The following is a 24,340-nucleotide window of genomic DNA, read 5'->3' as shown; positions in this document are numbered from 1 at the left end:
GAGTCAGAGGCTGCATCGCAAGGAGTTTAGATGAGCGCCGATAACGCCTACGCGGTCGAGCTGAAGGGTGTCACCTTCAAGCGCGGCGCGCGCAGCATCTTCAATAATGTCGATATTCGCATTCCGCGGGGCAAGGTCACCGGCATCATGGGGCCCTCCGGATGCGGCAAGACCACCCTGTTGCGGCTGATGGGTGCCCAGTTGCGTCCGAGCAGCGGCGAGGTGTGGGTCAACGGTCAGAATCTTCCGACGTTATCCCGTGGCGATCTGTTCGACGCCCGCAAGCACATGGGCGTCCTGTTCCAGAGCGGCGCGCTGTTCACCGATCTCGATGTCTTCGAAAACGTCGCCTTTCCGCTGCGGGTCCACACCGAGCTGCCGGAAGAGATGATCCGCGATATCGTCCTGCTCAAGCTGCAGGCGGTCGGCCTGCGCGGTGCGGTCGACCTGATGCCGGACGAGCTGTCCGGCGGCATGAAGCGTCGCGTGGCGCTGGCGCGGGCGATTGCCCTCGACCCGCAGATCCTCATGTACGACGAGCCTTTCGTGGGGCAGGACCCGATCGCCATGGGCGTGCTGGTGCGTCTGATCCGCCTGCTCAACGATGCGCTGGGGATTACCAGTATCGTGGTGTCCCATGACCTGGCGGAAACCGCGAGCATCGCCGACTACCTCTATGTGGTAGGCGACGGGCAGGTGCTGGGGCAGGGCACGCCCGAAGAGTTGATGAACGCCGACAACCCGCGTATCCGCCAGTTCATGACCGGCGATCCGGACGGGCCCGTGCCGTTCCATTATCCGGCGTCGGATTACCGCGCAGACCTGTTGGGGAAGCGCTGATGCGCAAGAAATCATTAATCGAGAGAATTCGCCTGTTCGGGCGCTCGGGCATCGATGTGCTCGCGGTGCTCGGGCGTTCGACGCTGTTCCTGTTCCATGTGCTGTTCGGTCGCGGCGGGATCGGCGGAGGTTTCGGCCTGCTGGTCAGGCAACTGCACTCCGTGGGGGTGATGTCCCTGGTGATCATCGTCGTGTCCGGGGTGTTCATCGGCATGGTGCTGGCGCTGCAGGGCTTCAATATCCTTTCCAGCTATGGCTCCGAACAGGCGGTGGGGCAGATGGTCGCCCTGACGTTGCTGCGCGAGTTGGGGCCGGTGGTGACCGCCCTGCTGTTCGCTGGTCGCGCCGGTTCGGCGCTGACCGCGGAAATCGGCAACATGAAATCCACCGAGCAGCTTTCCAGCCTGGAGATGATCGGCGTCGATCCACTCAAGTATATTGTCGCGCCACGGCTGTGGGCCGGCTTCATTTCCCTGCCGCTGCTGGCGATGATCTTCAGTGTGGTCGGGATCTGGGGCGGTTCGTGGGTGGCGGTGGACTGGCTGGGTGTCTACGACGGCTCGTACTGGGCCAATATGCAGAACAGCGTGACCTTCAGCGGTGACGTGCTGAACGGGATTATCAAAAGTATCGTGTTCGCCTTCGTGGTGACCTGGATTGCCGTGTTTCAAGGCTACGACTGTGAACCCACTTCGGAAGGGATCAGCCGTGCCACGACCAAGACCGTGGTCTATGCCTCGCTGGCAGTCCTCGGCCTGGACTTTATTCTGACCGCCTTGATGTTTGGAGATTTCTGATGCAAAACCGCACCCTGGAAATCGGTGTCGGCCTTTTCTTGCTGGCTGGCATCCTGGCTTTGCTGTTGCTGGCATTGCGGGTCAGTGGACTGTCCCCGACGGCGAATACCGAAACCTATAAACTTTACGCCTACTTCGACAATATCGCCGGTTTGACTGTCAGAGCTAAAGTGACCATGGCCGGCGTAACCATCGGCAAGGTCACGGCGATCGATCTGGACCGCGACAGTTTCACCGGCCGGGTGACCATGCAAGTCGAAAAACGCGTGAACAACCTGCCGACTGACTCCACCGCGTCTATCCTCACCGCGGGCTTGCTCGGTGAGAAGTACATCGGTATCAGCGTTGGCGGGGAAGACACCCTGCTCAAGGATGGTGGAACCATCCATGACACCCAGTCGTCGCTGGTACTGGAAGATCTGATCGGTAAATTCCTGCTCAATACCGTTAATAAAGACGCCAAATGAGGAGTTTTTCCATGATCTCTACCTTGCGCCGTAGCCTTCTGGTGTTGCTCGCGGCGCTGCCGCTGATGGGCAATGCCGTGGCGGCGCCTTCTGCCCACGACCTGGTGCAGGACACCACCAACCGCATGTTGGCCGACTTGTCGGCGAACAAGGAAAAGTACAAGCAGAACCCGTCGGACTTCTACAACTCGCTGAACAGCATCGTCGGTCCGGTGGTGGATGCCGAAGGTATTTCCAAGAGCATCATGACGGTCAAGTACTCGCGCAAGGCCACGCCCGAGCAGATGACCCGCTTCCAGGAAAACTTCAAGCGCGGACTGTTCCAGTTCTACGGCAATGCCTTGCTCGAATACAACAACCAGGGCATCACCGTCGATGCGCCGAAGGATGAGTCGGGCGACCGCACCAGCGTCGGCATGACCGTCAAGGGCAACAACGGCGCGGTCTACCCGGTGTCCTACACCCTTGAGAAGATCAACGGTGAATGGAAGCTGCGCAACGTGATCATCAACGGCATCAACATCGGCAAGCTGTTCCGTGACCAGTTCGCCGATGCCATGCAGCGCAACGGCAACAACCTGGACAAGACCATCGACGGCTGGGCGGGTGAAGTGGAGAAGGCCAAGGCCGAATCCGAGAAGAACCCGCAGAAGGATAGCGGCGGTGAGTGAAGCAAGCGTTCGCCTCGGCGAGCCGGGTGAATTGCACCTGGAGGGTGTGCTCGACTACAGCACCGGCCCGGCCTTGCGCAAGCAGGGCCAGGCGCTGATCAAGGCCAGCGAGGCGCTGGCCCTGGTGGTCGACTGTTCGGCCGTGAAGAAATCCAGCAGCGTCGGCCTGGCCCTGCTGCTGGCGTTCATGCGGGACGCGGCGCAGGATGGCAAGTCGTTGAGCATCCGGGCGATGCCCCTGGACATGCGCGAAATCGCCGAAGTTTCCGAGTTGACGGAGCTGTTGGCCGTCCATTGATTGCCACAAACAGACAAGCCCCCCGTCAGAGTCCTGCAATGCGGGGTTCGCAGGCGCGGGGCTTTTTTGTATGATGGCCGACCCGCGCGCGTTGGGCGCCGATCGAGGTTGAGCATGCAGGCCACCGAAGTAAAGAGTTTCCTTGAAGAAAAACTGTCGGACTCTCTTCCACACATACAGGTTGAAGTTGAGGGCGAAGGCTGCAACTTTCAGCTGAATCTGATCAGCGACGAACTGGCGGCCCTGAGCCCGGTGAAGCGTCAGCAGAGCGTCTATGCCCATTTGAACCCGTGGATCGCCGATGGCAGCATCCATGCGGTCACTATGAAATTTTTCAGCCGCGCGGCCTGGGCCGAGCGCACCTGAGCCTGAACTGGCGTCGAGATTCCTATGGATAAACTGATTATTACTGGCGGCGTTCGTCTTGATGGCGAAATCCGCATCTCCGGGGCAAAGAACTCTGCCCTGCCGATCCTGGCCGCCACCCTGCTGTGCGATGGCCCGGTCACCGTGGCCAATCTGCCGCACCTGCACGACATCACCACCATGATCGAGCTGTTCGGGCGCATGGGCATCGAGCCTGTGATCGACGAAAAGCTCTCCGTGGAAATCGATCCGCGCACCATCAAGACCCTGATCGCACCGTACGAGCTGGTGAAAACCATGCGTGCGTCGATCCTGGTGCTGGGCCCGATGGTTGCCCGTTTCGGCGAAGCCGAAGTCGCCCTGCCTGGCGGTTGCGCCATCGGCTCGCGTCCGGTCGACCTGCACATCCGCGGCCTCGAAGCCATGGGCGCGGTGATCGACGTCGAAGGCGGCTACATCAAGGCCAAGGCGCCGGAAGGCGGCCTGCGCGGGGCGAACTTCTTCTTCGATACCGTCTCCGTGACCGGTACCGAGAACATCATGATGGCCGCGGCCCTGGCCCGTGGTCGCAGCGTGCTGCAGAACGCCGCGCGCGAACCGGAAGTGGTCGACCTGGCGAACTTCCTGATTGCCATGGGCGCGAAGATCTCCGGCGCCGGTTCCGACACCATTACCATCGATGGCGTCGAGCGCCTGCATTCGGCGACCTACAAGGTCATGCCGGACCGTATCGAAACCGGCACCTACCTGGTGGCGGCTGCCGTCACCGGCGGCCGGGTCAAGGTCAAGGATACCGATCCGACCATCCTTGAAGCGGTCCTGGAAAAGCTCAAGGAATCCGGTGCGGTGATCACCACCGGCGAAGACTGGATCGAGCTGAACATGCATGGCAAGCGACCCAAGGCGGTCAACGTGCGCACCGCGCCGTACCCGGCGTTCCCGACCGACATGCAGGCCCAGTTCATCTCCCTCAACGCCATTGCCGAAGGCACTGGCGCGGTGATCGAGACCATCTTCGAAAACCGTTTCATGCACGTGTACGAGCTGCACCGCATGGGCGCCAAGATCCAGGTCGAAGGCAATACCGCGATCGTCACCGGCACCGAGACCCTCAAGGGCGCTCCGGTCATGGCCACCGACCTGCGGGCTTCGGCCAGCCTGGTGATTTCGGCGCTGGCCGCCGAAGGCGACACGCTGATCGACCGCATCTACCACATCGACCGTGGCTACGAGTGCATCGAAGAGAAGCTGCAGATGCTCGGTGCCAAGATCCGCCGCGTTCCGGGCTAGTGTCTGGGGGCCGGCCTGCTGGCGGTAGCGTTGTGTCAGGCAGCTGAGAGGTTGACTGACAGATTGCAATCGCCAGCAAGCCGGTTCCTACAAGGGACGCGGGTCTGTCTGTTAGAGTATTGCAATATCCTGAATTGAAGGACCTAGGTTTTCCCATGCTGACCATTGCACTGTCCAAGGGCCGCATCCTCGACGATACCCTGCCGCTGCTCGCCGAAGCGGGTATCGTGCCGACCGAGAATCCGGACAAGAGCCGCAAGCTGATCATTCCGACGACCCAGGCCGACGTGCGCCTGCTGATCGTTCGCGCGACCGATGTGCCGACCTATGTCGAGCATGGTGCCGCCGATCTCGGTGTCGCCGGCAAGGATGTGCTGATGGAATACGGCGGCCAGGGCCTGTACGAGCCGCTGGACCTGCAGATCGCCCAATGCAAGCTGATGACCGCCGGTGCCATCGGCGCGGTGGAGCCCAAGGGCCGGCTGCGCGTGGCGACCAAGTTCGTCAATGTCGCCAAGCGCTACTACGCCGAGCAGGGCCGTCAGGTCGATATCATCAAGCTGTACGGTTCGATGGAGCTGGCGCCGCTGATCGGCCTGGCCGACAAGATCATCGACGTCGTCGACACCGGCAACACCCTGCGGGCCAACGGCCTGGAGCCCCAGGAACTGATCGCGACCATCAGTTCGCGCCTGGTGGTGAACAAGGCGTCGATGAAAATGCAGCACGCCCGCATCCAGTCCCTGATCGACACCCTGCGCAAGGCAGTGGAGTCGCGACACCGCAGCTGATTCACATGCGCGGCCTTGAGCCGCGCCCATCTATCCGTGTCATAGCCAGAATTCTCAGGTGCCCACGCGGATGGCTTGGTAGTCTTGCGGCGCCTGAGATTTGCTGTTCCCAAGCATTCGCCAATTATTGAGGCCCTCGCTATGACTACGTCTACCGCTATTCGCCGACTCAACGCTGCCGACCCGGATTTCGCCCATCATCTGGATCATCTGCTGAGCTGGGAAAGTGTGTCCGACGACTCGGTCAACCAGCGGGTGCTGGATATCATCAAGGCCGTGCGCGAGCGCGGCGATGCCGCCGTGGTCGAGTTCACCCAGCGTTTCGACGGCCTGGAAGTCGCCTCGATGGCCGACCTGATCCTGCCGCGCGAGCGCCTGGAACTGGCCCTGACCCGGATCACCGTGCCCCAGCGCGAGGCGCTGGAAAAGGCCGCCGAACGTGTGCGCAGCTACCACGAGAAGCAGAAGCAGGATTCCTGGAGCTACACCGAAGCCGATGGCACCGTGCTCGGCCAGAAGGTCACGCCCCTGGACCGCGCCGGTCTCTATGTCCCCGGCGGCAAGGCGTCCTACCCGTCATCGGTACTGATGAACGCGATCCCGGCCAAGGTGGCCGGTGTCGCCGAAGTGGTGATGGTGGTGCCGACCCCACGCGGCGAGATCAACGAACTGGTGCTGGCCGCGGCCTGCGTCGCCGGCGTCGACCGCGTCTTCACCATCGGTGGCGCGCAAGCGGTCGCCGCCCTGGCCTATGGCACGGAAAGCGTGCCGAAGGTCGACAAGGTCGTCGGTCCGGGCAACATCTACGTGGCGACCGCCAAGCGCCATGTGTTCGGCCAGGTCGGCATCGACATGATCGCCGGCCCCTCGGAAATCCTCGTGGTCTGCGACGGCCAGACCGATCCGGACTGGATCGCCATGGACCTGTTCTCCCAGGCCGAGCACGACGAAGACGCCCAGGCGATCCTGGTCAGCCCGGATGCCGTGTTCCTCGACCAGGTGGCGGCGAGCATCGCCAGGCTGCTGCCGACCATGGAGCGCGCCGCCATCATCGAAACCTCGATCAACGGCCGCGGTGCACTGATCCAGGTGCGCGACATGCAGCAGGCCATCGACGTGGTCAACCGCATCGCGCCGGAGCACCTGGAACTGTCGGTCGCCGACCCGCAGGCCTGGCTGCCGCAGATCCGCCACGCCGGGGCGATCTTCATGGGCCGCCACACCAGCGAGGCGCTGGGCGATTATTGCGCCGGTCCCAACCACGTCCTGCCGACGTCGGGCACCGCCCGCTTCTCGTCGCCGCTGGGGGTGTATGACTTCCAGAAGCGTTCTTCGATCATCTTCTGCTCCGAGCAGGGCGCGTCCGAACTGGGCAAGACCGCCTCGGTGCTGGCCCGTGGCGAGTCCTTGACCGCCCACGCCCGCAGCGCGGAATACCGGATCGTCGCCGATGACAACAAACAGGGGAAACAGGCATGAGCAAGTTCTGGAGTAAATTCGTCAAGGACCTGGTGCCCTATGTGCCGGGCGAGCAACCGAAGCTGACCCGGCTGGTCAAGCTCAACACCAATGAAAACCCCTACGGCCCGTCACCGAGGGCCCTGGCGGCGATGAAGGCCGAGGTCAACGACAACCTGCGCCTGTATCCGGACCCCAACGGTGACCTGCTCAAGCACGCCGTGGCCGAGTACTACGGGGTGCAGACCAACCAGGTGTTCCTCGGCAACGGTTCCGACGAGGTCCTGGCGCACATTTTCCACGGCCTGTTCCAGCAGGATAAGCCGCTGCTGTTCCCGGATATCAGCTACAGCTTCTATCCGGTCTATTGCGGCCTGTACGGCATCGACTTCGCCGCGCTGCCGCTGGACGAGCAGTTCCAGATCCGCGTCGCCGATTATGCCCGGCCCAATGGCGGGATCATCTTCCCCAACCCGAATGCGCCGACCGGCTGCCTGCTGGCACTGGAGGCGGTCGAGCAGATCCTCAAGGCCAGCCCCGATTCGGTGGTGGTGGTCGACGAGGCCTACATCGACTTCGGCGGCGAGACGGCCATCGGCCTGATCGACCGTTACCCGAACCTGCTGGTGACCCAGACCCTGTCCAAGTCACGCTCCCTGGCGGGCCTGCGGGTCGGTCTGGCGGTGGGGCATCCGGACCTGGTGGAAGCCCTGGAGCGGATCAAGAACAGCTTCAACTCCTATCCGCTGGACCGCATGGCGATTGCCGGCGCGGCGGCGGCGTTCGAAGACCGGGAGTATTTCCAGCAGACCTGCAACAAGGTCATCGAAAGCCGCGAGTGGCTGGTGGCGCAGTTGCAGGCCAAGGGCTTCGAGGTGCTGCCGTCGGCGGCGAACTTCATCTTCGCCCGGCACCCGCGGCACGACGCGGCGGCGCTGGCGGCCAAGGTGCGTGAGCAGGGGGTGATCGTTCGTCACTTCAAGCAGGAGCGCATCGCGCAGTTCCTGCGGATCACCATCGGTGCGCCGGAGCAGAACCAGGCGCTGATCGATGCATTGGGCGATCTCTGACGGCTTGACCCTGTAGGAGCCGGCTTACCGCCGCTAGCGCTGGCAAGCCGGCTCCTACACCGTACGTGGGAACGACAGCAACTCAGTTCTCTTCTTCCTGCGGTGGCGTCTGCTGTGGTGGACGCAGGCCGATTTCGGCCATCAGCTTGAGCTCCTTGCCGTTGCGCAGGACCTGGATCGCCACCTTGTCGGTCGGTTTGATCCGCGCCACCTGGTTCATCGAACGACGTCCGTCATTGGCCGGCTCGCCGTTGATGCTCAGGATCACGTCCCCCAGCTGCAGGCCGGCCTTCTGTGCCGGACCGTCACGGAAAATCCCCGCCACCACGATCCCCGGGCGTCCGCTCAAGCCGAACGACTCGGCCAGTTCCTGGGTCAGGGGCTGCACTTCGATACCCAGCCAGCCACGGATCACCTGGCCGTGCTCGATGATCGCCTTCATCACCTCGACCGCCAGATTGATCGGAATCGCGAAGCCGATGCCTTGTGAGCCGCCGGACTTGGAGAAGATCGCGGTGTTGATCCCGGTCAGGTTGCCGTTGGCGTCCACCAGCGCGCCGCCGGAGTTGCCGGGGTTGATGGCGGCGTCGGTCTGGATGAAGTCTTCGTAGTTGTTCAGGCCCAGCTGGTTGCGGCCGGTGGCGCTGATGATGCCCATGGTGGTGGTCTGGCCGACCCCGAACGGGTTGCCGATGGCCAGGGCGATATCGCCGATGCGGATCTTGTCCGAGCGGCCGATGGTGATCGATGGCAGGTTCGGCAGGTCGATCTTGAGTACCGCGAGGTCGGTCTCCGGGTCGCTGCCGATCACCCGCGCCAGGGTCTCGCGACCGTCCTTGAGGGCCACGACGATCTGGTCGGCGCCGGCGGTCACGTGGTTGTTGGTCAGCAGGTAGCCGGTCGAACTCATGATCACCGCCGAGCCCAGGCTCGACTCCATGCGTTTCTGCTTGGGCAGGTTATCGCCGAAAAAACGCCGGAACTGCGGGTCCTCGAACAGCGGATGGCTGTTCTTGTTGACCATTTTCGTGGTGTACAGGTTGGCGACCGCCGGGGCGGCGAGGTCCACGGCGTCGGCATAGGATACCGGGCCCTGCTGGATAGTCGCGGTCTGCGGGGCTTGCTGCAGGTTCACATCCAGGTTCGGCAGCCCGACCCACTCTGGGTAACGCTGAATAATCAACAAAGCGATCAGCACGCCGGCCAGCAGCGGCCAGCCAAAAAAACGCAGAGCCTTGAGCATTGAGCAAGTCCTGGGAGGTTGCAGGCCATGTCGGACGGCCCATAATGTCGCGCATTATACGAGGCTGCGAGCGCCTCTGAACGGGATATTCAGGAGTTTTTATGGCCGTTGCATTAAGTACCCTGGTGGAGGAGGCGGACCGCTTCCTCGGCAGTTCGCGAATTGCCGACTATTGCCCCAATGGCCTGCAGGTCGAAGGTCGGCCACAGGTCACGCGCATCGTCAGTGGCGTCACCGCCAGCCAGGCGTTGCTCGACGCGGCGGTCGAGGCCGGAGCCGACCTGATCCTGGTGCATCACGGTTATTTCTGGAAGGGCGAGGACCCCTGTGTGGTGGGCATGAAGCAGCGTCGGCTGAAAACCCTGCTCAAGCACGACATCAGTCTGCTGGCCTACCACCTGCCGCTGGACCTGCATCCGGAGGTGGGCAACAACGTGCAACTGGCCCGGCAGCTGGATATCACCGTGGAAGGCCCGCTGGATCCCGAGAACCCGAAAGTCGTCGGCCTGGTGGGTTCGCTCGGCGAACCGATGACCCCGCGGGATTTTGCCCGCAAGGTCCAGGATGCCCTGGGGCGCGAGCCGTTGCTGATCGAAGGCAGCGAGATGATCCGGCGGGTCGGCTGGTGCACCGGTGGCGGCCAGGGCTATATCGACCAGGCGGTGCTGGCCGGGGTCGACCTGTACCTGAGCGGCGAGGCGTCCGAGCAGACGTTCCACAGCGCCCGGGAAAACGACATCAGCTTTATCGCCGCCGGTCACCATGCCACCGAACGTTATGGCGTGCAGGCCCTGGGCGACTACCTGGCCCGGCGGTTTGCCCTGGAACACCTGTTCATCGATTGCCCGAATCCGATCTGAACCTGTGGGAGCAAAGCTGATCTGGCCAAACACTGCGGTATATTCTTATACCGTTTCGATCTAGCTGGCCACCTCAATAGAATAGGTCGCTGTGCTAGCATGCCTCGCTCGAACACGGCCCGCTGGCCGTCCATAAGAACGCTTTTCGTGAGTAGCCATGGTCGACAAACTGACGCATCTGAAACAGCTGGAGGCGGAAAGCATCCATATCATCCGCGAGGTGGCCGCCGAGTTCGATAACCCGGTGATGCTGTACTCCATCGGTAAAGACTCCGCCGTGATGCTGCACCTGGCGCGCAAGGCGTTTTTCCCGGGCAAGCTGCCGTTTCCGGTGATGCATGTCGACACCCGCTGGAAATTCCAGGAGATGTACGCGTTCCGCGACAAGATGGTCGCCGAACTGGGCCTGGACCTGATCACCCATGTGAATCCGGACGGCGTGGCGCAAGGCATCAACCCCTTCACCCACGGCAGCGCCAAGCACACCGACATCATGAAGACCGAGGGCCTCAAGCAGGCCCTGGACAAGCATGGCTTCGACGCGGCCTTCGGCGGAGCGCGGCGTGACGAAGAGAAATCCCGCGCCAAGGAGCGCGTCTACTCCTTCCGCGACAGCAAGCACCGCTGGGACCCGAAGAACCAGCGCCCGGAGCTGTGGAACGTCTACAACGGCAAGGTCAACAAGGGCGAGTCGATCCGCGTCTTCCCGCTGTCGAACTGGACCGAACTGGACATCTGGCAGTACATCTACCTCGAAGGCATCCCGATCGTGCCGCTGTACTTCGCCGCCGAGCGTGAAGTCATCGAGAAGAACGGCACCCTGATCATGATCGACGACGAGCGGATCCTCGAGCACCTGTCCGACGAGGACAAGGCGCGTATCGTCAAGAAGAAGGTGCGTTTCCGTACCCTTGGCTGCTACCCGTTGACGGGCGCGGTGGAGTCCGAGGCTGAAACCCTCACGGACATCATTCAGGAAATGCTCCTGACGCGTACTTCCGAACGCCAGGGCCGGGTCATCGATCACGATGGCGCAGGTTCCATGGAAGACAAGAAACGTCAGGGCTATTTCTAAACAGGGTCTAAGCATGTCGCATCAATCTGATTTGATCAGCGAGGACATCCTCGCCTACCTGGGCCAGCACGAGCGTAAAGAACTGCTGCGTTTCCTGACCTGCGGTAACGTCGACGACGGCAAGAGCACCCTGATCGGGCGCCTGCTGCACGACTCCAAGATGATCTACGAAGACCATCTGGAAGCCATCACCCGCGATTCGAAGAAAGTCGGCACCACCGGTGACGATATCGACCTGGCGCTGCTGGTCGACGGCCTGCAGGCCGAGCGCGAGCAGGGCATCACCATCGATGTCGCCTACCGCTATTTCTCCACCGCCAAGCGCAAGTTCATCATCGCCGACACCCCCGGCCATGAGCAGTACACCCGCAACATGGCCACCGGTGCGTCCACCTGTGACCTGGCGATCATCCTGGTGGACGCCCGCTACGGCGTGCAGACCCAGACCCGTCGCCACAGCTTCATCGCCTCCCTGCTGGGCATCAAGCACATCGTCGTCGCCATCAACAAGATGGACCTCAAGGACTTCGACCAGGGCGTGTTCGAGTCGATCAAGGCCGACTACCTGAAGTTTGCCGAAGGCCTGAAGATGAAGCCGTCGAGCATGCACTTCGTGCCGATGTCGGCCCTCAAGGGCGACAACGTGGTGAACAAGAGCGAACGTTCGCCGTGGTACACCGGCCAGTCGCTGATGGAAATCCTCGAAACCGTGGAAGTGGCGGGCGACCGCAACTTCACCGACCTGCGTTTCCCGGTGCAGTACGTCAACCGGCCGAACCTGAACTTCCGCGGTTTCGCCGGCACCCTGGCCAGCGGCATCGTCAAGAAGGGCGACGACGTGGTCGTGCTGCCTTCGGGCAAGAGCAGCCGGGTCAAGTCCATCGTCACCTTCGAGGGTGAACTGGAGCACGCCGGCCCGGGCCAGGCCGTGACCCTGACCATGGAAGACGAGATCGATATCTCCCGTGGCGACCTGCTGGTGCATGCCGACAATGTGCCGCCGGTGACCGACAGCTTCGAGGCCATGCTGGTCTGGATGGCCGAGGAGCCGATGCTGCCGGGCAAGAAATACGACATCAAGCGCGCGACCAGCTACGTGCCGGGGTCGATTGCCAGCATCGTCAACAAGGTCGATGTGAACACCCTCGAGGAAGGCCCGGCCAGTGCCTTGCAACTGAACGAGATCGGCAAGGTCAGGATCGCCCTGGACGCGCCGATTGCCCTGGATGGCTACGACAGCAACCGCACCACGGGCGCGTTCATCATCATCGATCGCCTGACCAACGGCACCGTCGGCGCCGGCATGATCGTCGCCCAGCCGCTGGCCCATGGCAGCGCCACGCACCATGGCAAGCTGGCCCATGTCGCCACCGAGGAACGTGCCCAGCGCTTCGGCCAGCAGCCGGCGACCGTGCTGTTCACCGGCTTGTCGGGCGCGGGCAAGAGCACCCTGGCGTATGCCGTGGAGCGCAAGCTGTTCGACATGGGCCGCGCGGTATTCGTGCTGGACGGCCAGAACCTGCGTCATGACCTGAACAAGGGCTTGCCGCAGGATCGTGCCGGACGCACCGAGAACTGGCGTCGTGCCGCCCACGTGGCACGTCAGTTCAACGAAGCCGGCCTGCTGACCCTGGCCGCCTTCGTTGCGCCGGATGCCGAAGGTCGTGAACAGGCCAGGGCCCTGATCGGTGGCGAGCGCCTGCTCACCGTCTATGTCCAGGCATCGCCACAGGCCTGCCAGGAACGTGATCCCCAGGGCCTGTACGCGGCCGGTGGCGACAACATCCCGGGCGAGTCCTTCCCGTACGACGTGCCGCTCAATGCCGACCTGGTGGTCGATACGCAGGCGTTGTCGCTGGAAGACAGCGTGAAGCAGGTGCTGGAGCTGCTGCGCCAGCGCGGCGCGATCTAAGCTTCTGCCGCAACAGAAAGCCCGCGGCCGAGTGATCGGCCGCGGGCTTTTTTGTGTCCTGTAGATCGCTTTCGCGGATCAGCATTGTTTCGAACATGCCACGAACCCGTAGGAGCCGGCTTGCTGGCGATTCATGCGACGCGGTGTATCAGGCACTGCGCGTTATCGTTTATCGCCAGCAAGCCGGCTCCTACAGGAGCACGTTGGCGGCTTCTCAGGGCTTGCCGGGATAGTCGCGATGCATCTGTTCGAGCAGCGCGTCCTTGCTTTCCCACAGCTGGTTGATCCAGCCCTGGAACGCCACACGGTACTCGCCGTCCTGGTCATAGTTCCTGCCGATGAACTGCGGCGGGATCTTCAGCTCTTCGAAGTGCACCACCACCTCTCGCACGTTGCCGCACAGCAGGTCCCAATATCCCGGCTTGCCGCCCGGATAGTGAATGGTCACGTTGACGATGGACTCCAGCTGTTCGCCCATGGCATCCAGTACAAAGGCGATACCGCCAGCCTTGGGTTTGAGCAGATAACGAAAGGGTGACTGCTGCTGCGCGTGCTTGCCCGGGGTAAAGCGCGTGCCTTCGGCGAAGTTGAAGATACCTACAGGGTTGTCGCGAAACTTCGCGCAGGTCTTGCGGGTGGTTTCCAGGTCCTTGCCTTTCTTTTCCGGATGCTTCTCCAGGTACGCCTTGGAGTAGCGCTTCATGAAGGGAAAGCCCAGGGCCCACCAGGCCAGGCCGATCACCGGGACCCAGATCAGTTCCTGCTTGAGGAAGAACTTCAGCGGGCGGATCTTCCGGTTGAGCACGTACTGCAGGACCATGATATCGACCCAGCTCTGGTGGTTGCTGGTCACCAGGTAGGAGTGCTGGTAGTCCAGGCCCTCCAGGCCGCTGAGGTGCCAGCGGGTGTCGCGGACCAGGCGCATCCAGGCCTTGTTGTTACTGATCCAGGCCTCATGGGTATGGTTCATCAACCAGCCGCTGAAACGCTGGGTCAGGGCAAGAGGCAGGGCCTTGAGCAGCGCCACGCAGAACAGGAACGAGCACAGCAGGAGGGTATTCAAGGCCAGCAGCAGCGAGGCGATCACACCTCGCAGCGGGGCGGGGAGAAAGTCGAGCATCTAGATATCCACAGGTCTGTTGGCGGCTTGGATCGCGGTCAGGGCGATGGTGTAGACGATATCGTCCACCTGGGCGCCCCGCGGCAGGTCGTTGACCGGCTTGCGCAGGCCTTGCAGCATCGGCCCCAGGCTGACGCAGTCGGCGCTGCGTTGCACGGCCTTGTGGGTGGTGTTGCCGGTGTTCAGGTCGGGGAACACGAACACGGTGGCGCGGCCGGCGACCTGGCTGTTGGGGGCCAGCTGCCGGGCGACGTTTTCGTTGGCGGCGGCGTCGTACTGCAACGGGCCGTCGATCAACAGGTCGCGCTGGGATTCGTGGGCCAGCAAGGTCGCTTCGCGAACCTTCTCGACTTCCTCGCCACTGGCCGATTCGCCACTGGAATAGCTGATCATCGCCACCCGCGGGGTGATGCCGAACGCCTGTGCCGAGTCGGCACTCTGCAGGGCGATTTCCGCCAGCTCGGTGGCCGACGGGTGCGGGTTCATCACGCAGTCGCCATACACCAGCACCTGCTCGGGGAACAGCATGAAGAAGACCGACGACACCAGGGTGCAGCCGGGCGCGGTCTTGATCAGTTGCAGGGCCGGACGGATGGTGTTGGCCGTGGAGTGGATCACCCCGGACACCAGGCCATCGACCTCATCCAGGGCCAGCATCATGGTGCCGATCACCACGGTGTCCTCCAGCTGCTGCTCGGCCATCGGCGTATTGAGGCTCTTGCTCTTGCGCAGGGCGACCATCGGCTCGGCATAACGCCCGCGAATCTGGTCCGGGTCGAGGATCTCCAGGCCCGGCGGCAGTTCGAACCCATGGGCCTTGGCGACCGCCTCGACGTCCGCCGGCTTGGCCAGCAGCACGCAACGGGCGATGCCCCGCGCCTGGCAGATCGCCGCGGCCTGGACCGTCAGCGGTTCGCTGCCTTCGGGCAGGACGATGCGCTTGTTGGCCTCCTGGGCCCGCTGGATCAACTGATAGCGGAACACTGCTGGAGTCAGGCGCATTTCCCGCGGAGTGCCGCAGCGCTGGTGCAACCATTGGGCATCGAGGTGGCTGGCGACGAAATCGGTGATGATTTCCGCCCGCTCGCGGTCATCGATGGGGATTTCCTTGTTCAGGCCATTGAGCTGGTTGGCGGTGTCGTAGGAGCCGGTACTCACCGACAACACCGGCAGGCCGGCCTGCAGGGCGCCGCGACACAGCTCCATGAGACGCGGGTCGGGCTTGGTATCGCTGGTCAGCAGCAGGCCCGCCAGGGGCACGCCGTTGAGCGCGGCCAGGCTGACGGCGAGGATGATGTCGTCGCGGTCGCCCGGCGTCACCACCAGCACGCCCGGCTTGAGCAGTTGCAGGGTGTTGAGCACGGTGCGGGCGCAGATGATGATCTTCGACATGCGCCGGGTTTCGTAGTCGCCGGCGTTGAGTACCTGGGCTCCCAGCAGTTCGGCGACGTCGCGGGTGCGCGGGGCGTTGAGTTCCGGCTGGTAGGGAATGCAGCCCAGCAGGCGGAAATCGCCGCTGCGCAGCAATGGCGAGTGCTCCTTGAGGCGGGCGGCGAAGGCGTCCATGCTCTCGTCGGTGCGCACCTTGTTGAGGATCACGCCGAGGACCTTCGGATCCTTGGGGCCGCCAAACAGCTGGGCCTGCAACTCGACCCGGCCGGACAGCTCGGTGAGTACTTCGTTTTCCGGCGCGGAAACCAGGATCACCTCTGCATCCAGGCTTTTCGCCAGGTGCAGGTTGACCCGCGCGGCATAGCTGGCGCTGCGGGTCGGGACCATGCCTTCGACCACCAGCACATCCTTGCCGACGGCGGCCTGCTGGTAGAGGGTGATGATTTCTTCCAGCAACTCATCGAGCTGGCCGTCGCCGAGCATCCGCTCGACGTGGGCCAGGCCCAGTGGCTGCGGAGGCTTGAGGCCGTGGGTGCGGGCGACCAGTTCTGTCGAGCGCTCCGGTCCCGTGTCACCGGGATGGGGCTGGGCAATGGGTTTGAAAAAGCCGACTTTCAGGCCGGCGCGTTCCAGCGTACGGACCAGCCCGAGGCTGATCGAGGTCAGACCCACACCAAAATCGGTGGGCGCGATAAAAAAAGTTTGCATGCGTAGTCTCTAGGGGAGCGCAAGTGCGAGGGCCTATGGCTGGCCCCCTGCGGTATTCAGACGCCAAGGTTAGCGCTAACCGAGCCCTGTGCGCACCAACCACATTCAAAGGGCTGGCCGATTCTTGCCGCGCGCCGGGCGGGATCCAGTACCCAGCCGCGGGACTGCCACGGCGGCTGGTGGCGCAGGTGCTGGGTATGGCCGCAGGAGAGCTCGGCCACCCAGTGTCCGTCCTCGTCCTGGTGGAAACCGCTGACGGTCGGCGGATTCGTCGTGGCCCGTCCGTCCGGGTTCCGTTCGCTTTCGGACGAATCCTTGTTTAGACTTGTCCGTTCTTCATTCTTATGCAAAAGGTCTCGCCCCATGCTGATCGCCGCCAATAAGGCTGTCTCCATTGACTATACCCTGACCAACGACGCTGGTGAGGTCATCGACAGCTCTGCCGGCGGCGCGCCGCTGGTCTACCTGCAAGGTGCAGGGAACATCATTCCAGGCCTGGAAAAGGCCCTGGAAGGCAAGACCGTCGGCGACGAGCTGACCGTAGCCGTTGAACCCGAAGATGCCTACGGCGAATACGCCGCCGAACTGGTCAGCACCCTGAGCCGCAGCATGTTCGAAGGCGTCGACGAGCTGGAAGTGGGCATGCAGTTCCACGCTTCCGCTCCGGATGGCCAGATGCAGATCGTTACCATTCGTGATCTGGACGGCGACGACGTCACCGTTGACGGCAACCACCCGCTGGCCGGTCAGCGCCTGAACTTCCAGGTCAAGATCGTCGCCATCCGTGACGCCAGCCAGGAAGAAATCGCTCATGGTCACGTCCATGGCGAAGGTGGCCATCACCACTGATTTCAGCTGCTAAGCTCTGGTAGTTGGAAGGCGCCCACGGGCGCCTTTTTAGTCCGCCGCGGTTTTTATCTGGAAACCGGTCGTGGTGTCGGGCAACAATGTCGAGACGTAACACGGGAATATCGGGAGTTCGTCATGAGTGCTTTTCACGACCTTACACTAGAAGCGCTGGATGGCCAGGACCTACCTCTCGCACCCTTCAAGGGGCATGTCGTGCTGGTGGTCAACGTTGCCTCCAAGTGTGGTTTGACGCCGCAGTACGCCGCGCTGGAAAACCTCTACCAGCAATACAAGGGCCAGGGTTTCATGGTGCTGGGCCTGCCGTGCAACCAGTTTGCCGGCCAGGAACCGGGGACCGAAGAGGAAATCCGCGAGTTCTGCAGCCTCAACTATGGCGTGAGCTTTCCGTTGAGCCGCAAGCTGGATGTCAACGGCCCCGACCGGCACCAGCTGTACCGCCTGCTGGCGGGCGAGGGCGCCGAGTTCCCGGGGGAGATCACCTGGAACTTTGAAAAATTCCTGCTGGGCAAGGACGGACGTGTACTCGCGCGTTTCTCGCCGCGTACCGCACCGGACGATCCGACGGTGGTCCAGGCCATCGAGAAGGCCCTGGCCTGATCCCGGCCTGCTGTGGGAGCGGACCCTGCTCCCGCAGTCACGCATGACCTGACACTTCTGAAGCTTGATCACTCAGATCAATAGTGCTGTGCACCGCGTCGCGGGCGGAATATTATCCTGATCATAAATTCCCCCTTCAACCGTGGAGTATCTCCGATGCCGGTCAAAGCCCTGTTCAAACCTTTCCACCTCGGCACCCTGGAGTTGCCGAGCCGCGTGGTGATGGCCCCGATGACCCGTTCGTTCTCCCCGGGTGGCGTACCCAATTCGAAAGTCATCGAGTACTACCGCAAGCGCGCGGCGGCGGGCGTCGGCCTGATCGTCACCGAAGGCACGACCGTCGGCCACCTGGCGTCCAACGGTTACCCGAATGTGCCGCATTTCTACGGTGAAGCCGCCCTGGCCGGCTGGAAGAAGGTGGTTGATGCCGTGCACGCCGAGGGCGGCAGGATCGTTCCGCAACTCTGGCACGTGGGCAATGTGCGCCGCCTGGGGACCGAGCCGGACGCCAGCGTTCCCGGCTATGGCCCGAGCGAAAAGCTCAAGGACGGCCAGGTCGTGGTCCATGGCATGACCCACCAGGATATCCGGGAAGTGATCGCGGCGTTCGCCCAGGCCGCCCGCGATGCCCAGAGCATCGGCATGGATGGCGTCGAGATCCATGGTGCGCACGGCTACCTGATCGACCAGTTCTTCTGGGAAGGCAGCAACCAGCGCACCGACGAATACGGCGGCAGCCTGGCCAACCGTTCGCGCTTTGCCATCGAATTGATCCAGGCCGTCCGTGCCGCGGTGGGACCGGCGTTCCCGATCATCTTCCGTTTCTCCCAGTGGAAGCAGCAGGACTACAGCGCGCGCCTGGTACAAACCCCGGAGGCTTTGGGCGAGTTCCTCAAGCCGTTGTCCGACGCCGGCGTGGATATTTTCCACTGCTCGACGCGACGTTTCTGGGAGCCCGAGTTCGACGGTTCCGAACTGAACCTGGCCGGCTGGACCCGCAAGCTCACCGGCAAGCCGACCATCACCGTGGGCAGCGTCGGCCTGGACGGCGAGTTCCTGCAGTTCATGGTCAATACCGACAAGGTGGCCCAGCCGGCCAGCCTGGAGAAATTGCTCGAACGCCTGAACAACGACGAGTTCGACCTGGTGGCGGTAGGCCGTGCGTTGCTGGTCGACCCGGACTGGGCGGTGAAAGTGCGCGATGGTCGCGAGCAGGACATCCTGCCCTTCAGCCGTGACGCCCTGATGAGCCTGGCGTAAGCGACAGATCCACCTTGGAGGCGGCTGGCGCATGGGGTTGCCCATGCTCCGCCTCACAGGCCCCGCGCAGTTGCTTCTCGAACTGTTCGACGATCGCCCCCCAGCCCTGCCGGCTGGCATGCTGGCGGGCGTTGAGGCGCACATTGCGCAGGGTTTCCCGGCCTTCGAGCAGCCAGCAGGCCGCATCGCAGAAGGCTTCCTCGTCCCCGGGCATTGCCAGCACGCCGTTGTAGCCATGGCGGATATGCTGGGCGGCGGCCGCCTCGTCATAGGCGACGACCGCCAGCCCCGAGGCCAATGCCTCCAGCACCACGTTGCCGAAGGTTTCGGTCAGGCTCGGAAACAGAAAGAGATCCCCTGAGGCGTAGTGGGCCGCCAGTGCTTCGCCGCGCTGGGTCCCGCAGAAGATCGCCTCGGGCAGATCCCTGGCCAGGGCAACGCGCTGCGGACCGTCACCGACCACGACCAGCTTCATCAGCCGCTGTGGATAAGTCGTCTGCAAAGTGCGGAACGCGCGGGCCAGCAGGCCGAGGTTTTTCTCGGTCGCCAGGCGTCCGACATACACCACCGCGATATCGTCCTGGGCCAGCCCCCAGCTTTCGCGCAACTCGTTCAGTCGCTTGGCCGGGTGGAACAACTGGCTGTCGACGCCCCGGGACAACAGTTCCAGGCGTTCGAAGTGGCGCCGCTCCAGTTCCAGGCGCTGGCTGACGCTGGGGACCAGGGTCAATTTGGAGCGGTTGTGGAACCAGCGCAGGTAATGGGTCAGCAAGCGCGTCAGCATCCCCAGCCCGTACTGGTTGGAGTATTGCTGGAAATTGGTGTGGAAACCGCTGACCACCGAAATGCCCAGGCGCCGGGCGGCACGCAGTGCGGACAGACCCAGGGGTCCCTCGGTGGCGATGTACAGCACATCCGGGCGCTGGCGCTTCCAACGGCGCAGCAGCTTGTGCATCGACGACTGTCCCCATTGCAGCCCGGGATAACCCGGCAGCGGCCAGCCACGACAAAGCAGCAGCTCGGTATCGCTGGGGCGGGTCTGGTCGCAGCTCTGGCGTGGCCGCACCAGCTCGATCTGGTGACCGCGGGCGCGCAGACCGTCACACAGGCGACCAAGGGTGTTGGCCACCCCGTTGATCTCGGGCGGGAAGGTTTCGGTAATCAGGGTGATATGCAGAGCTGTCGTCATGCTTGCAGTATCGCGCCAGGCCGTTGCGACACCGTGGCAGTTGGGTGATGGATTTGTGACGGGGGGCCGTTTTTGTCCTAAACATCCGGGTCAAGGCGCCGTTAACCGGGGGATGTCCACCACTTTCAAGGAGATTCCGTGACCGACAATATCTATGCCCCGCCGCTGGCGGATCTGAGTGCACCACAAGGCCAGGCCTCGGGCCGGTTCTACGTGGTCTCGCGCACCAAGTTCTTCGTGTTGTTCATCCTCAGTCTCGGCCTGTACCAGATCTATTGGTCCTACAAGAACTGGAGCCTGTACAAGCGGGCGGCCAACCTCGATGTCTGGCCGGTGGCCCGGGGCCTGTTCCCGATCTTTTTCGTCCATGCGCTGTATCGCAATGTCGACAAGAGCATTCTGGCCGGCGGTCGCGGCCATGCCTGGGATGCGTCGCTCTGGGCGACCCTGTTCGTGGTGCTCGGCGTACTCAGCAACCTGCTGGAGGTGATGGTCAGGAACAAGCTGGGTGGCCCGCTGCTGGAAGTGACCAGCGTCATGCTGGTGTTCGTCCAGGCCGCGGTGACCTGGCAGGGCCAGCGGGCGATCAACGTCGCCAGTGACGATCCGCGGGGCGAAGGCAATGCGGGCTTGCGCTGGATCAACTACCTGGTGATCGTGCCGGGTGCGATCATGTGGCTGTTGATACTCCTCGGTACATTTGCCGTTCTGCGTTGAGTCGCGAGCCGGGGGCATCCGGCCCCCGGCGTCAGCGGTTCAGCGCGAAGGCTGCACCAGCGCCTCGTTCCCGCGCTCACGGACCCAGAACAGGGTCGCCCCGGCCACCGCCGCCGGCATCATCAGCAGGTTGACCACCGGGATCAGCAGCACCAGGTAGACGATCCCGCCGAAACTCATGCTCTGCCAGCGTTTCTGCCGCAGCCAGGCGAGCATTTCGTTCCAGCCCAGCTTGTGGTTGTCGGCCGGGTAGTCGATGTACTGGATCGCCATCATCCACACGCCGAACAGCAGCCACAACGGCGCGGCGATGATATTCACCACCGGGATGAAGGACAGGATGAACAGGCCGATGGCCCGTGGCAGGAAGTAGCCCAGCTTGCGCATTTCCCGCGCCAGGGTGCGGGGCACCATCGCCAGCAGTTCGCCCCAGCTGAAGGCCGGGAAGTCGTCGGTACCGCGCACCACCACTTCGACCTTTTCCGCGAGAAAACCGTTGAAAGGGGACGCGATGATGTTCGCCAGCATGGTGAAGCTGAAGAACACCATGAGGACCACCAGCACCACGAACAGCGGCCACAGGATGTAGTTGAGAAAGCTCAGCCAGCCGGGCAGGGTCGGCATCAGGTGATCGACCCAGAGGCTGAACTGATGCCCGGCGAAGTAGATCAATCCGACGAACAGCACCAGGTTGATCAGCAACGGCAGCAGGACAAACAGTCGCAGGCCCGGGCTCAGGACCAGCTTGAGGCCCTCGCGCAGGTATTGCGGGCCGGACATGACGGGTGCGGGCATAACGGGCTCCGAAGCAGGGGAAAACGCGCCGACCTTACCGGCTTTGCACAGGCGGTGAAAGGGCCGACATTTGCGGTAACGTTTTCAGCGATAACGGCTTTGCGCAGAACGTCCTTCAGGATAGAGACCTGCTATGAGCTGGATTGTTATTGCGTATTTCCTTAATCTTCGCGCTCTCGATACGCTGCACACCATTATTTTTCAGGACTGTGTGCTAAAAGCCTTCCCCAAGTGCTGTCGCAGTCCTTTTTTATTCCAGCCGGTTTGCCGGCGCTCCGCCCCGGTGCCTCACGGGCGGTCGATAGGAGTGAGTCATGTCTGAAGTACGCCATTCGCGAGTGATTATTCTCGGTTCCGGCCCTGCCGGTTACAGCGCTGCGGTCTATGCGGCTCGCGCCAACCTCAAGCCACTGCTGATCACCGGCATGCAGGCCGGCGGTCAGTTGACCACCACCACCGAAGTCGACAACTGGCCGGGTGACGTGCACGGCCTGACCGGCCCGGCGCTGATGGAGCGTATGCGTGAACACGCCGAGCGCTTCGAAACCGAAATCATCTTCGACCACATCAACGCGGTGGACCTGGCGAAGAAGCCCTACACCCTGGTGGGCGACAGCGGCACCTTCACCTGTGATGCCCTGATCATCGCCACTGGCGCCAGCGCCCGTTACCTGGGTCTGCCTTCGGAAGAAGCGTTCATGGGCAAGGGCGTTTCCGCCTGCGCCACCTGCGACGGTTTCTTCTATCGCAACAAGCCGGTCGCCGTGGTCGGCGGTGGCAACACGGCCGTCGAGGAAGCGCTGTACCTGGCCAACATCGCCAGCACCGTGACCCTGATCCACCGTCGCGAGACTTTCCGCGCCGAGAAGATCCTGATCGACAAGCTGCATGCCCGCGTCGCCGAAGGCAAGATCATCCTCAAGCTCAACGCCACCCTGGACGAAGTCCTGGGCGACAACATGGGCGTGACCGGTGCCCGCCTGAAAAACAACGACGGCAGCTCCGACGAACTGAAGGTCGACGGTGTGTTCATCGCCATCGGCCACACCCCGAACACTTCGCTGTTCGAAGGCCAGCTGGCGTTGAAAGACGGCTATCTGGTGGTGCAGGGCGGCCGTGACGGCAATGCCACCGCGACCAGCGTCGAAGGTGTGTTCGCCGCCGGTGACGTGGCTGACCACGTGTATCGCCAGGCGATCACTTCGGCCGGCGCCGGCTGCATGGCCGCACTGGATACCGAGCGTTACCTGGACGGTCTGCAGAACGCTTCGTTCTGAGCGACCTCCCAATAAAAAAACCGGCCGCGAGGCCGGTTTTTTTGTGCATCCATTTCCTTGTAGGAGCGGGCTTGCCCGCGAAGGCGGCAGTGCCGGCGCGGTATTTCTCCAGGGAGACCGCAGTGTTCCATTCGCGGGCAAGCCCGGCTCCCACAGGAGCTGTGATCAGCGGCGTGTCAGCGGCTGCGCGGCGAATTTCACACCGGCCAGGCCGTGCTTGATCAGGGCGCGGATATTGCCGTGGTCGCTGCCCTCGGGAGTGGCCAGTACCGAGCGGTAGTGCTCGCCGAAGGCCAGCAGCGCCTGCTGGTCGCTCAGGCCTTCGAGCAACGCCAGGCCGAGGGTCTTGCACGAGCCTTCGTTCTGCCCGGCGGCGTTTTCCACGCCACCGTTGTTGAAGGCCTGTGGCTGGTAATCGTAGCCGGCGGCGACAAACGCCAGGGTGTCGGCAAAGACATGCTCGCCGCTGTCGAGGCTGGCGCGCAGGGTATTCAGGTCAGTCATGGGGTTTTCCTTTGGCGAATGCCGCCTGTTGTTCGGCACTGGCTTCTTGCTGGTATTGGGCTTTCCACTCGGCATAGGGCATGCCGTAGACCACTTCACGGGCCTCATCGAGACTCAGGGCGATCTGGCGCTCGTCGGCTTCGGCCTTGTACCACTTGGACAGGCAGTTGCGGCAGAAGCCGGAGAGGTTCATCAGGTCGATGTTCTGGACATCCTTGCGGCTGTCCAGGTGGGCGACCAGCCGGCGGAAGGCGGCGGCTTCGAGTTCGAGGCGTTCTTGCTCGGTCATGGTGGGCTCTGTGCGTGAAGGGCAGTAGACGATAGGCCGCGATGATAAGAGCCTGGCGTGCCGAATGCCAGGCAACTCCAGGTTTCAACGGCTGGTTTCAACGGCAGGCCTCAGCGGCTCGCCGCCAGGGTGATCGACACCGACTCGGCGAACCGCAGGGCATGGGGCTTGTCCACTTCGACCTCGGCGTAGAGCACCGCCTCGTTGCTCATGACCAGGTCCAGCAACTCCTGGGTCAGGCGTTCGAGCAGGGCGAAACGGTTGCCCTCCACATGCTGGATGATCGCCTTGGTGATGGTGCGGTAGTTCAATGCGTGGTCGATATCGTTGTCGCGCACGGCTTCCTGGGCGGCATAGAGGATGGTGAGGTTGATCAGCACATCCTGCTTGTTGAGGATCTCGTCCTCGTTGATACCGATAAAGGTACGCAGGCACAGGTCCTTGACCCGGATCCGGGCCATTCCCGGTTGAAGTTGTGGCATTG

At 62.9% G+C, this 24,340-nt stretch carries 27 protein-coding genes; 18 read left to right on the top strand and 9 right to left on the bottom strand.

The window, feature by feature from the left end; all coding sequences use genetic code 11:
• Positions 1 to 30 precede the first annotated feature (30 nt).
• The 10 genes from ACL9RJ_RS10040 (at position 31) to hisC (ending at position 8,048) form a co-directional block, all read left to right on the top strand.
• Positions 31 to 840: an ATP-binding cassette domain-containing protein gene (locus ACL9RJ_RS10040; protein WP_017126524.1), complete on the top strand. Its 810-nt coding sequence runs from the start codon at positions 31 to 33 to the stop codon at positions 838 to 840.
• A complete protein-coding gene (mlaE, locus tag ACL9RJ_RS10035; protein WP_017126523.1) occupies positions 840 to 1,637 on the top strand; it encodes a lipid asymmetry maintenance ABC transporter permease subunit MlaE in 798 nt (265 codons plus the stop codon). The genes ACL9RJ_RS10040 and mlaE overlap by 1 nt, the downstream gene beginning before the upstream one ends.
• A complete protein-coding gene (mlaD, locus tag ACL9RJ_RS10030) occupies positions 1,637 to 2,104 on the top strand; it encodes an outer membrane lipid asymmetry maintenance protein MlaD (RefSeq protein WP_017126522.1) in 468 nt (155 codons plus the stop codon). Before mlaE ends, mlaD begins: the two co-directional genes overlap by 1 nt.
• A gap of 11 nt (positions 2,105 to 2,115) precedes the next feature.
• Complete coding sequence (locus ACL9RJ_RS10025; protein ID WP_017126521.1) at positions 2,116 to 2,775, top strand: MlaC/ttg2D family ABC transporter substrate-binding protein; 660 nt, start codon at positions 2,116 to 2,118, stop codon at positions 2,773 to 2,775.
• Positions 2,768 to 3,073: an STAS domain-containing protein gene (locus ACL9RJ_RS10020; RefSeq protein ID WP_017126520.1), complete on the top strand. Its 306-nt coding sequence runs from the start codon at positions 2,768 to 2,770 to the stop codon at positions 3,071 to 3,073. The genes ACL9RJ_RS10025 and ACL9RJ_RS10020 overlap by 8 nt, the downstream gene beginning before the upstream one ends.
• Before the next feature lie 114 nt (positions 3,074 to 3,187).
• Complete coding sequence (locus ACL9RJ_RS10015; RefSeq protein WP_017126519.1) at positions 3,188 to 3,439, top strand: BolA family protein; 252 nt, start codon at positions 3,188 to 3,190, stop codon at positions 3,437 to 3,439.
• A 24-nt stretch (positions 3,440 to 3,463) separates the two neighbouring features.
• Positions 3,464 to 4,729, top strand: coding sequence for a UDP-N-acetylglucosamine 1-carboxyvinyltransferase (gene murA, locus ACL9RJ_RS10010; RefSeq protein WP_017126518.1), 1,266 nt, complete (start codon positions 3,464 to 3,466; stop codon positions 4,727 to 4,729).
• 155 nt (positions 4,730 to 4,884) lie between these two features.
• A complete protein-coding gene (gene hisG / locus ACL9RJ_RS10005; protein ID WP_017126517.1) occupies positions 4,885 to 5,520 on the top strand; it encodes an ATP phosphoribosyltransferase in 636 nt (211 codons plus the stop codon).
• Positions 5,521 to 5,661: 141 nt separating this feature from the next.
• Positions 5,662 to 6,999, top strand: a complete 1,338-nt coding sequence (gene hisD, locus ACL9RJ_RS10000; protein WP_177119263.1) for a histidinol dehydrogenase — start codon at positions 5,662 to 5,664, stop codon at positions 6,997 to 6,999.
• Positions 6,996 to 8,048 (top strand): histidinol-phosphate transaminase, encoded by a 1,053-nt coding sequence (hisC, locus tag ACL9RJ_RS09995; protein WP_017126515.1) that lies wholly within the window; start codon positions 6,996 to 6,998, stop codon positions 8,046 to 8,048. Before hisD ends, hisC begins: the two co-directional genes overlap by 4 nt.
• 82 nt (positions 8,049 to 8,130) lie before the next feature.
• On the opposite strand, the gene algW is transcribed toward hisC, so the two are convergent.
• Positions 8,131 to 9,291 (bottom strand): Do family serine endopeptidase AlgW, encoded by a 1,161-nt coding sequence (gene algW / locus ACL9RJ_RS09990; protein ID WP_017126514.1) that lies wholly within the window; start codon positions 9,289 to 9,291, stop codon positions 8,131 to 8,133.
• A 101-nt stretch (positions 9,292 to 9,392) separates the two neighbouring features.
• On the opposite strand from algW, the gene ACL9RJ_RS09985 reads away from it, so the two are divergent.
• The 3 genes from ACL9RJ_RS09985 to cysN all read left to right on the top strand — a co-directional run bounded on the left by ACL9RJ_RS09985 (position 9,393) and on the right by cysN (position 13,138).
• The gene (locus ACL9RJ_RS09985; RefSeq protein WP_017126513.1) at positions 9,393 to 10,151 is read left to right on the top strand and encodes a Nif3-like dinuclear metal center hexameric protein; all 759 of its coding nucleotides are present in this window, start codon (positions 9,393 to 9,395) and stop codon (positions 10,149 to 10,151) included.
• Between the two features lie 157 nt (positions 10,152 to 10,308).
• A complete protein-coding gene (gene cysD, locus ACL9RJ_RS09980) occupies positions 10,309 to 11,226 on the top strand; it encodes a sulfate adenylyltransferase subunit CysD (RefSeq protein WP_177085512.1) in 918 nt (305 codons plus the stop codon).
• 13 nt (positions 11,227 to 11,239) lie between these two features.
• Entirely contained in the window at positions 11,240 to 13,138 is a 1,899-nt protein-coding gene (cysN, locus tag ACL9RJ_RS09975; RefSeq protein WP_177085514.1) for a sulfate adenylyltransferase subunit CysN, read from the top strand.
• Between the two features lie 214 nt (positions 13,139 to 13,352).
• Here cysN and ACL9RJ_RS09970 read toward each other — a convergent pair whose 3' ends face one another.
• From ACL9RJ_RS09970 to ACL9RJ_RS09960, 3 genes are read right to left on the bottom strand one after another with little or no spacing between them, the layout of a single operon-like run.
• Positions 13,353 to 14,258 carry an acyltransferase gene (locus ACL9RJ_RS09970; protein ID WP_178991123.1) on the bottom strand — a complete coding sequence of 302 codons (906 nt, stop codon included), beginning with the start codon at positions 14,256 to 14,258 and terminating at the stop codon, positions 13,353 to 13,355.
• Positions 14,259 to 16,358, bottom strand: a complete 2,100-nt coding sequence (pta, locus tag ACL9RJ_RS09965; protein WP_017126509.1) for a phosphate acetyltransferase — start codon at positions 16,356 to 16,358, stop codon at positions 14,259 to 14,261.
• Positions 16,359 to 16,414: 56 nt separating this feature from the next.
• A complete protein-coding gene (locus ACL9RJ_RS09960; RefSeq protein ID WP_083875339.1) occupies positions 16,415 to 16,753 on the bottom strand; it encodes a DUF3565 domain-containing protein in 339 nt (112 codons plus the stop codon).
• On the opposite strand from ACL9RJ_RS09960, the gene ACL9RJ_RS09955 reads away from it, so the two are divergent.
• The 3 genes from ACL9RJ_RS09955 to ACL9RJ_RS09945 all read left to right on the top strand — a co-directional run bounded on the left by ACL9RJ_RS09955 (position 16,722) and on the right by ACL9RJ_RS09945 (position 19,085).
• Positions 16,722 to 17,207 (top strand): FKBP-type peptidyl-prolyl cis-trans isomerase, encoded by a 486-nt coding sequence (locus ACL9RJ_RS09955; protein ID WP_008000574.1) that lies wholly within the window; start codon positions 16,722 to 16,724, stop codon positions 17,205 to 17,207. The genes ACL9RJ_RS09960 and ACL9RJ_RS09955 overlap by 32 nt on opposite strands.
• Positions 17,208 to 17,342: 135 nt before the next feature.
• Positions 17,343 to 17,825: a glutathione peroxidase gene (locus ACL9RJ_RS09950; protein WP_042935431.1), complete on the top strand. Its 483-nt coding sequence runs from the start codon at positions 17,343 to 17,345 to the stop codon at positions 17,823 to 17,825.
• A 156-nt stretch (positions 17,826 to 17,981) separates the two neighbouring features.
• Entirely contained in the window at positions 17,982 to 19,085 is a 1,104-nt protein-coding gene (locus tag ACL9RJ_RS09945; RefSeq protein ID WP_422765189.1) for an NADH:flavin oxidoreductase, read from the top strand.
• Here the strand turns inward: ACL9RJ_RS09945 and ACL9RJ_RS09940 are convergent.
• Positions 19,054 to 20,274, bottom strand: coding sequence for a glycosyltransferase family 4 protein (locus tag ACL9RJ_RS09940; RefSeq protein WP_422765188.1), 1,221 nt, complete (start codon positions 20,272 to 20,274; stop codon positions 19,054 to 19,056). The two genes, ACL9RJ_RS09945 and ACL9RJ_RS09940, sit on opposite strands and share 32 nt — an antisense overlap.
• A 138-nt stretch (positions 20,275 to 20,412) precedes the next feature.
• Between ACL9RJ_RS09940 and ACL9RJ_RS09935 the strand changes: the two genes are divergently transcribed.
• A complete protein-coding gene (locus tag ACL9RJ_RS09935; protein WP_017126505.1) occupies positions 20,413 to 20,991 on the top strand; it encodes a hypothetical protein in 579 nt (192 codons plus the stop codon).
• Positions 20,992 to 21,030: 39 nt separating this feature from the next.
• On the opposite strand, the gene cysZ is transcribed toward ACL9RJ_RS09935, so the two are convergent.
• The gene (gene cysZ, locus ACL9RJ_RS09930; protein WP_017126504.1) at positions 21,031 to 21,786 is read right to left on the bottom strand and encodes a sulfate transporter CysZ; all 756 of its coding nucleotides are present in this window, start codon (positions 21,784 to 21,786) and stop codon (positions 21,031 to 21,033) included.
• A 314-nt stretch (positions 21,787 to 22,100) separates the two neighbouring features.
• On the opposite strand from cysZ, the gene trxB reads away from it, so the two are divergent.
• Positions 22,101 to 23,063 carry a thioredoxin-disulfide reductase gene (gene trxB / locus ACL9RJ_RS09925; RefSeq protein WP_017126503.1) on the top strand — a complete coding sequence of 321 codons (963 nt, stop codon included), beginning with the start codon at positions 22,101 to 22,103 and terminating at the stop codon, positions 23,061 to 23,063.
• Between the two features lie 165 nt (positions 23,064 to 23,228).
• Here the strand turns inward: trxB and ACL9RJ_RS09920 are convergent, their stop codons facing one another.
• From ACL9RJ_RS09920 to folX, 3 genes are all read right to left on the bottom strand, one after another.
• Positions 23,229 to 23,567 (bottom strand): HopJ type III effector protein, encoded by a 339-nt coding sequence (locus ACL9RJ_RS09920; RefSeq protein WP_177085522.1) that lies wholly within the window; start codon positions 23,565 to 23,567, stop codon positions 23,229 to 23,231.
• On the bottom strand, positions 23,560 to 23,856 hold the full coding sequence (locus tag ACL9RJ_RS09915; RefSeq protein ID WP_017126501.1) for a DUF1244 domain-containing protein: 297 nt from the start codon (positions 23,854 to 23,856) through the stop codon (positions 23,560 to 23,562). Before ACL9RJ_RS09915 ends, ACL9RJ_RS09920 begins: the two co-directional genes overlap by 8 nt.
• A gap of 110 nt (positions 23,857 to 23,966) precedes the next feature.
• The gene (gene folX / locus ACL9RJ_RS09910; RefSeq protein WP_042935429.1) at positions 23,967 to 24,338 is read right to left on the bottom strand and encodes a dihydroneopterin triphosphate 2'-epimerase; all 372 of its coding nucleotides are present in this window, start codon (positions 24,336 to 24,338) and stop codon (positions 23,967 to 23,969) included.
• Between the last annotated feature and the right edge of the window lie 2 nt (positions 24,339 to 24,340).

It is taken from the genome of Pseudomonas sp. Mn2068, from assembly GCF_049319725.1.
Classification (GTDB): domain Bacteria; phylum Pseudomonadota; class Gammaproteobacteria; order Pseudomonadales; family Pseudomonadaceae; genus Aquipseudomonas; species Aquipseudomonas gingeri.
The sequence above is the reverse complement of the archived record's forward strand: the minus strand, read 5'-3'. Positions and strand labels throughout refer to the sequence as shown.

Bases quoted from the DNA above. Each gene is read 5' to 3' on its own strand.
- ACL9RJ_RS10040 (WP_017126524.1), top strand. From the start codon at position 31: ATGAGCGCCGATAACGCCTACGCGGTCGAGCTGAAGGGTGTCACCTTC.
- mlaE (WP_017126523.1), top strand. From the start codon at position 840: ATGCGCAAGAAATCATTAATCGAGAGAATTCGCCTGTTCGGGCGCTCG.
- mlaD (WP_017126522.1), top strand. From the start codon at position 1,637: ATGCAAAACCGCACCCTGGAAATCGGTGTCGGCCTTTTCTTGCTGGCT.
- ACL9RJ_RS10025 (WP_017126521.1), top strand. From the start codon at position 2,116: ATGATCTCTACCTTGCGCCGTAGCCTTCTGGTGTTGCTCGCGGCGCTG.
- ACL9RJ_RS10015 (WP_017126519.1), top strand. From the start codon at position 3,188: ATGCAGGCCACCGAAGTAAAGAGTTTCCTTGAAGAAAAACTGTCGGAC.
- murA (WP_017126518.1), top strand. From the start codon at position 3,464: ATGGATAAACTGATTATTACTGGCGGCGTTCGTCTTGATGGCGAAATC.
- hisG (WP_017126517.1), top strand. From the start codon at position 4,885: ATGCTGACCATTGCACTGTCCAAGGGCCGCATCCTCGACGATACCCTG.
- hisD (WP_177119263.1), top strand. From the start codon at position 5,662: ATGACTACGTCTACCGCTATTCGCCGACTCAACGCTGCCGACCCGGAT.
- hisC (WP_017126515.1), top strand. From the start codon at position 6,996: ATGAGCAAGTTCTGGAGTAAATTCGTCAAGGACCTGGTGCCCTATGTG.
- algW (WP_017126514.1), bottom strand. From the start codon at position 9,291: ATGCTCAAGGCTCTGCGTTTTTTTGGCTGGCCGCTGCTGGCCGGCGTG.
- ACL9RJ_RS09985 (WP_017126513.1), top strand. From the start codon at position 9,393: ATGGCCGTTGCATTAAGTACCCTGGTGGAGGAGGCGGACCGCTTCCTC.
- cysD (WP_177085512.1), top strand. From the start codon at position 10,309: ATGGTCGACAAACTGACGCATCTGAAACAGCTGGAGGCGGAAAGCATC.
- cysN (WP_177085514.1), top strand. From the start codon at position 11,240: ATGTCGCATCAATCTGATTTGATCAGCGAGGACATCCTCGCCTACCTG.
- ACL9RJ_RS09970 (WP_178991123.1), bottom strand. From the start codon at position 14,258: ATGCTCGACTTTCTCCCCGCCCCGCTGCGAGGTGTGATCGCCTCGCTG.
- pta (WP_017126509.1), bottom strand. From the start codon at position 16,358: ATGCAAACTTTTTTTATCGCGCCCACCGATTTTGGTGTGGGTCTGACC.
- ACL9RJ_RS09955 (WP_008000574.1), top strand. From the start codon at position 16,722: ATGCTGATCGCCGCCAATAAGGCTGTCTCCATTGACTATACCCTGACC.
- ACL9RJ_RS09960 (WP_083875339.1), bottom strand. From the start codon at position 16,753: ATGGAGACAGCCTTATTGGCGGCGATCAGCATGGGGCGAGACCTTTTG.
- ACL9RJ_RS09950 (WP_042935431.1), top strand. From the start codon at position 17,343: ATGAGTGCTTTTCACGACCTTACACTAGAAGCGCTGGATGGCCAGGAC.
- ACL9RJ_RS09945 (WP_422765189.1), top strand. From the start codon at position 17,982: ATGCCGGTCAAAGCCCTGTTCAAACCTTTCCACCTCGGCACCCTGGAG.
- ACL9RJ_RS09940 (WP_422765188.1), bottom strand. From the start codon at position 20,274: ATGACGACAGCTCTGCATATCACCCTGATTACCGAAACCTTCCCGCCC.
- cysZ (WP_017126504.1), bottom strand. From the start codon at position 21,786: ATGCCCGCACCCGTCATGTCCGGCCCGCAATACCTGCGCGAGGGCCTC.
- trxB (WP_017126503.1), top strand. From the start codon at position 22,101: ATGTCTGAAGTACGCCATTCGCGAGTGATTATTCTCGGTTCCGGCCCT.
- ACL9RJ_RS09920 (WP_177085522.1), bottom strand. From the start codon at position 23,567: ATGACTGACCTGAATACCCTGCGCGCCAGCCTCGACAGCGGCGAGCAT.
- ACL9RJ_RS09915 (WP_017126501.1), bottom strand. From the start codon at position 23,856: ATGACCGAGCAAGAACGCCTCGAACTCGAAGCCGCCGCCTTCCGCCGG.
- folX (WP_042935429.1), bottom strand. From the start codon at position 24,338: ATGCCACAACTTCAACCGGGAATGGCCCGGATCCGGGTCAAGGACCTG.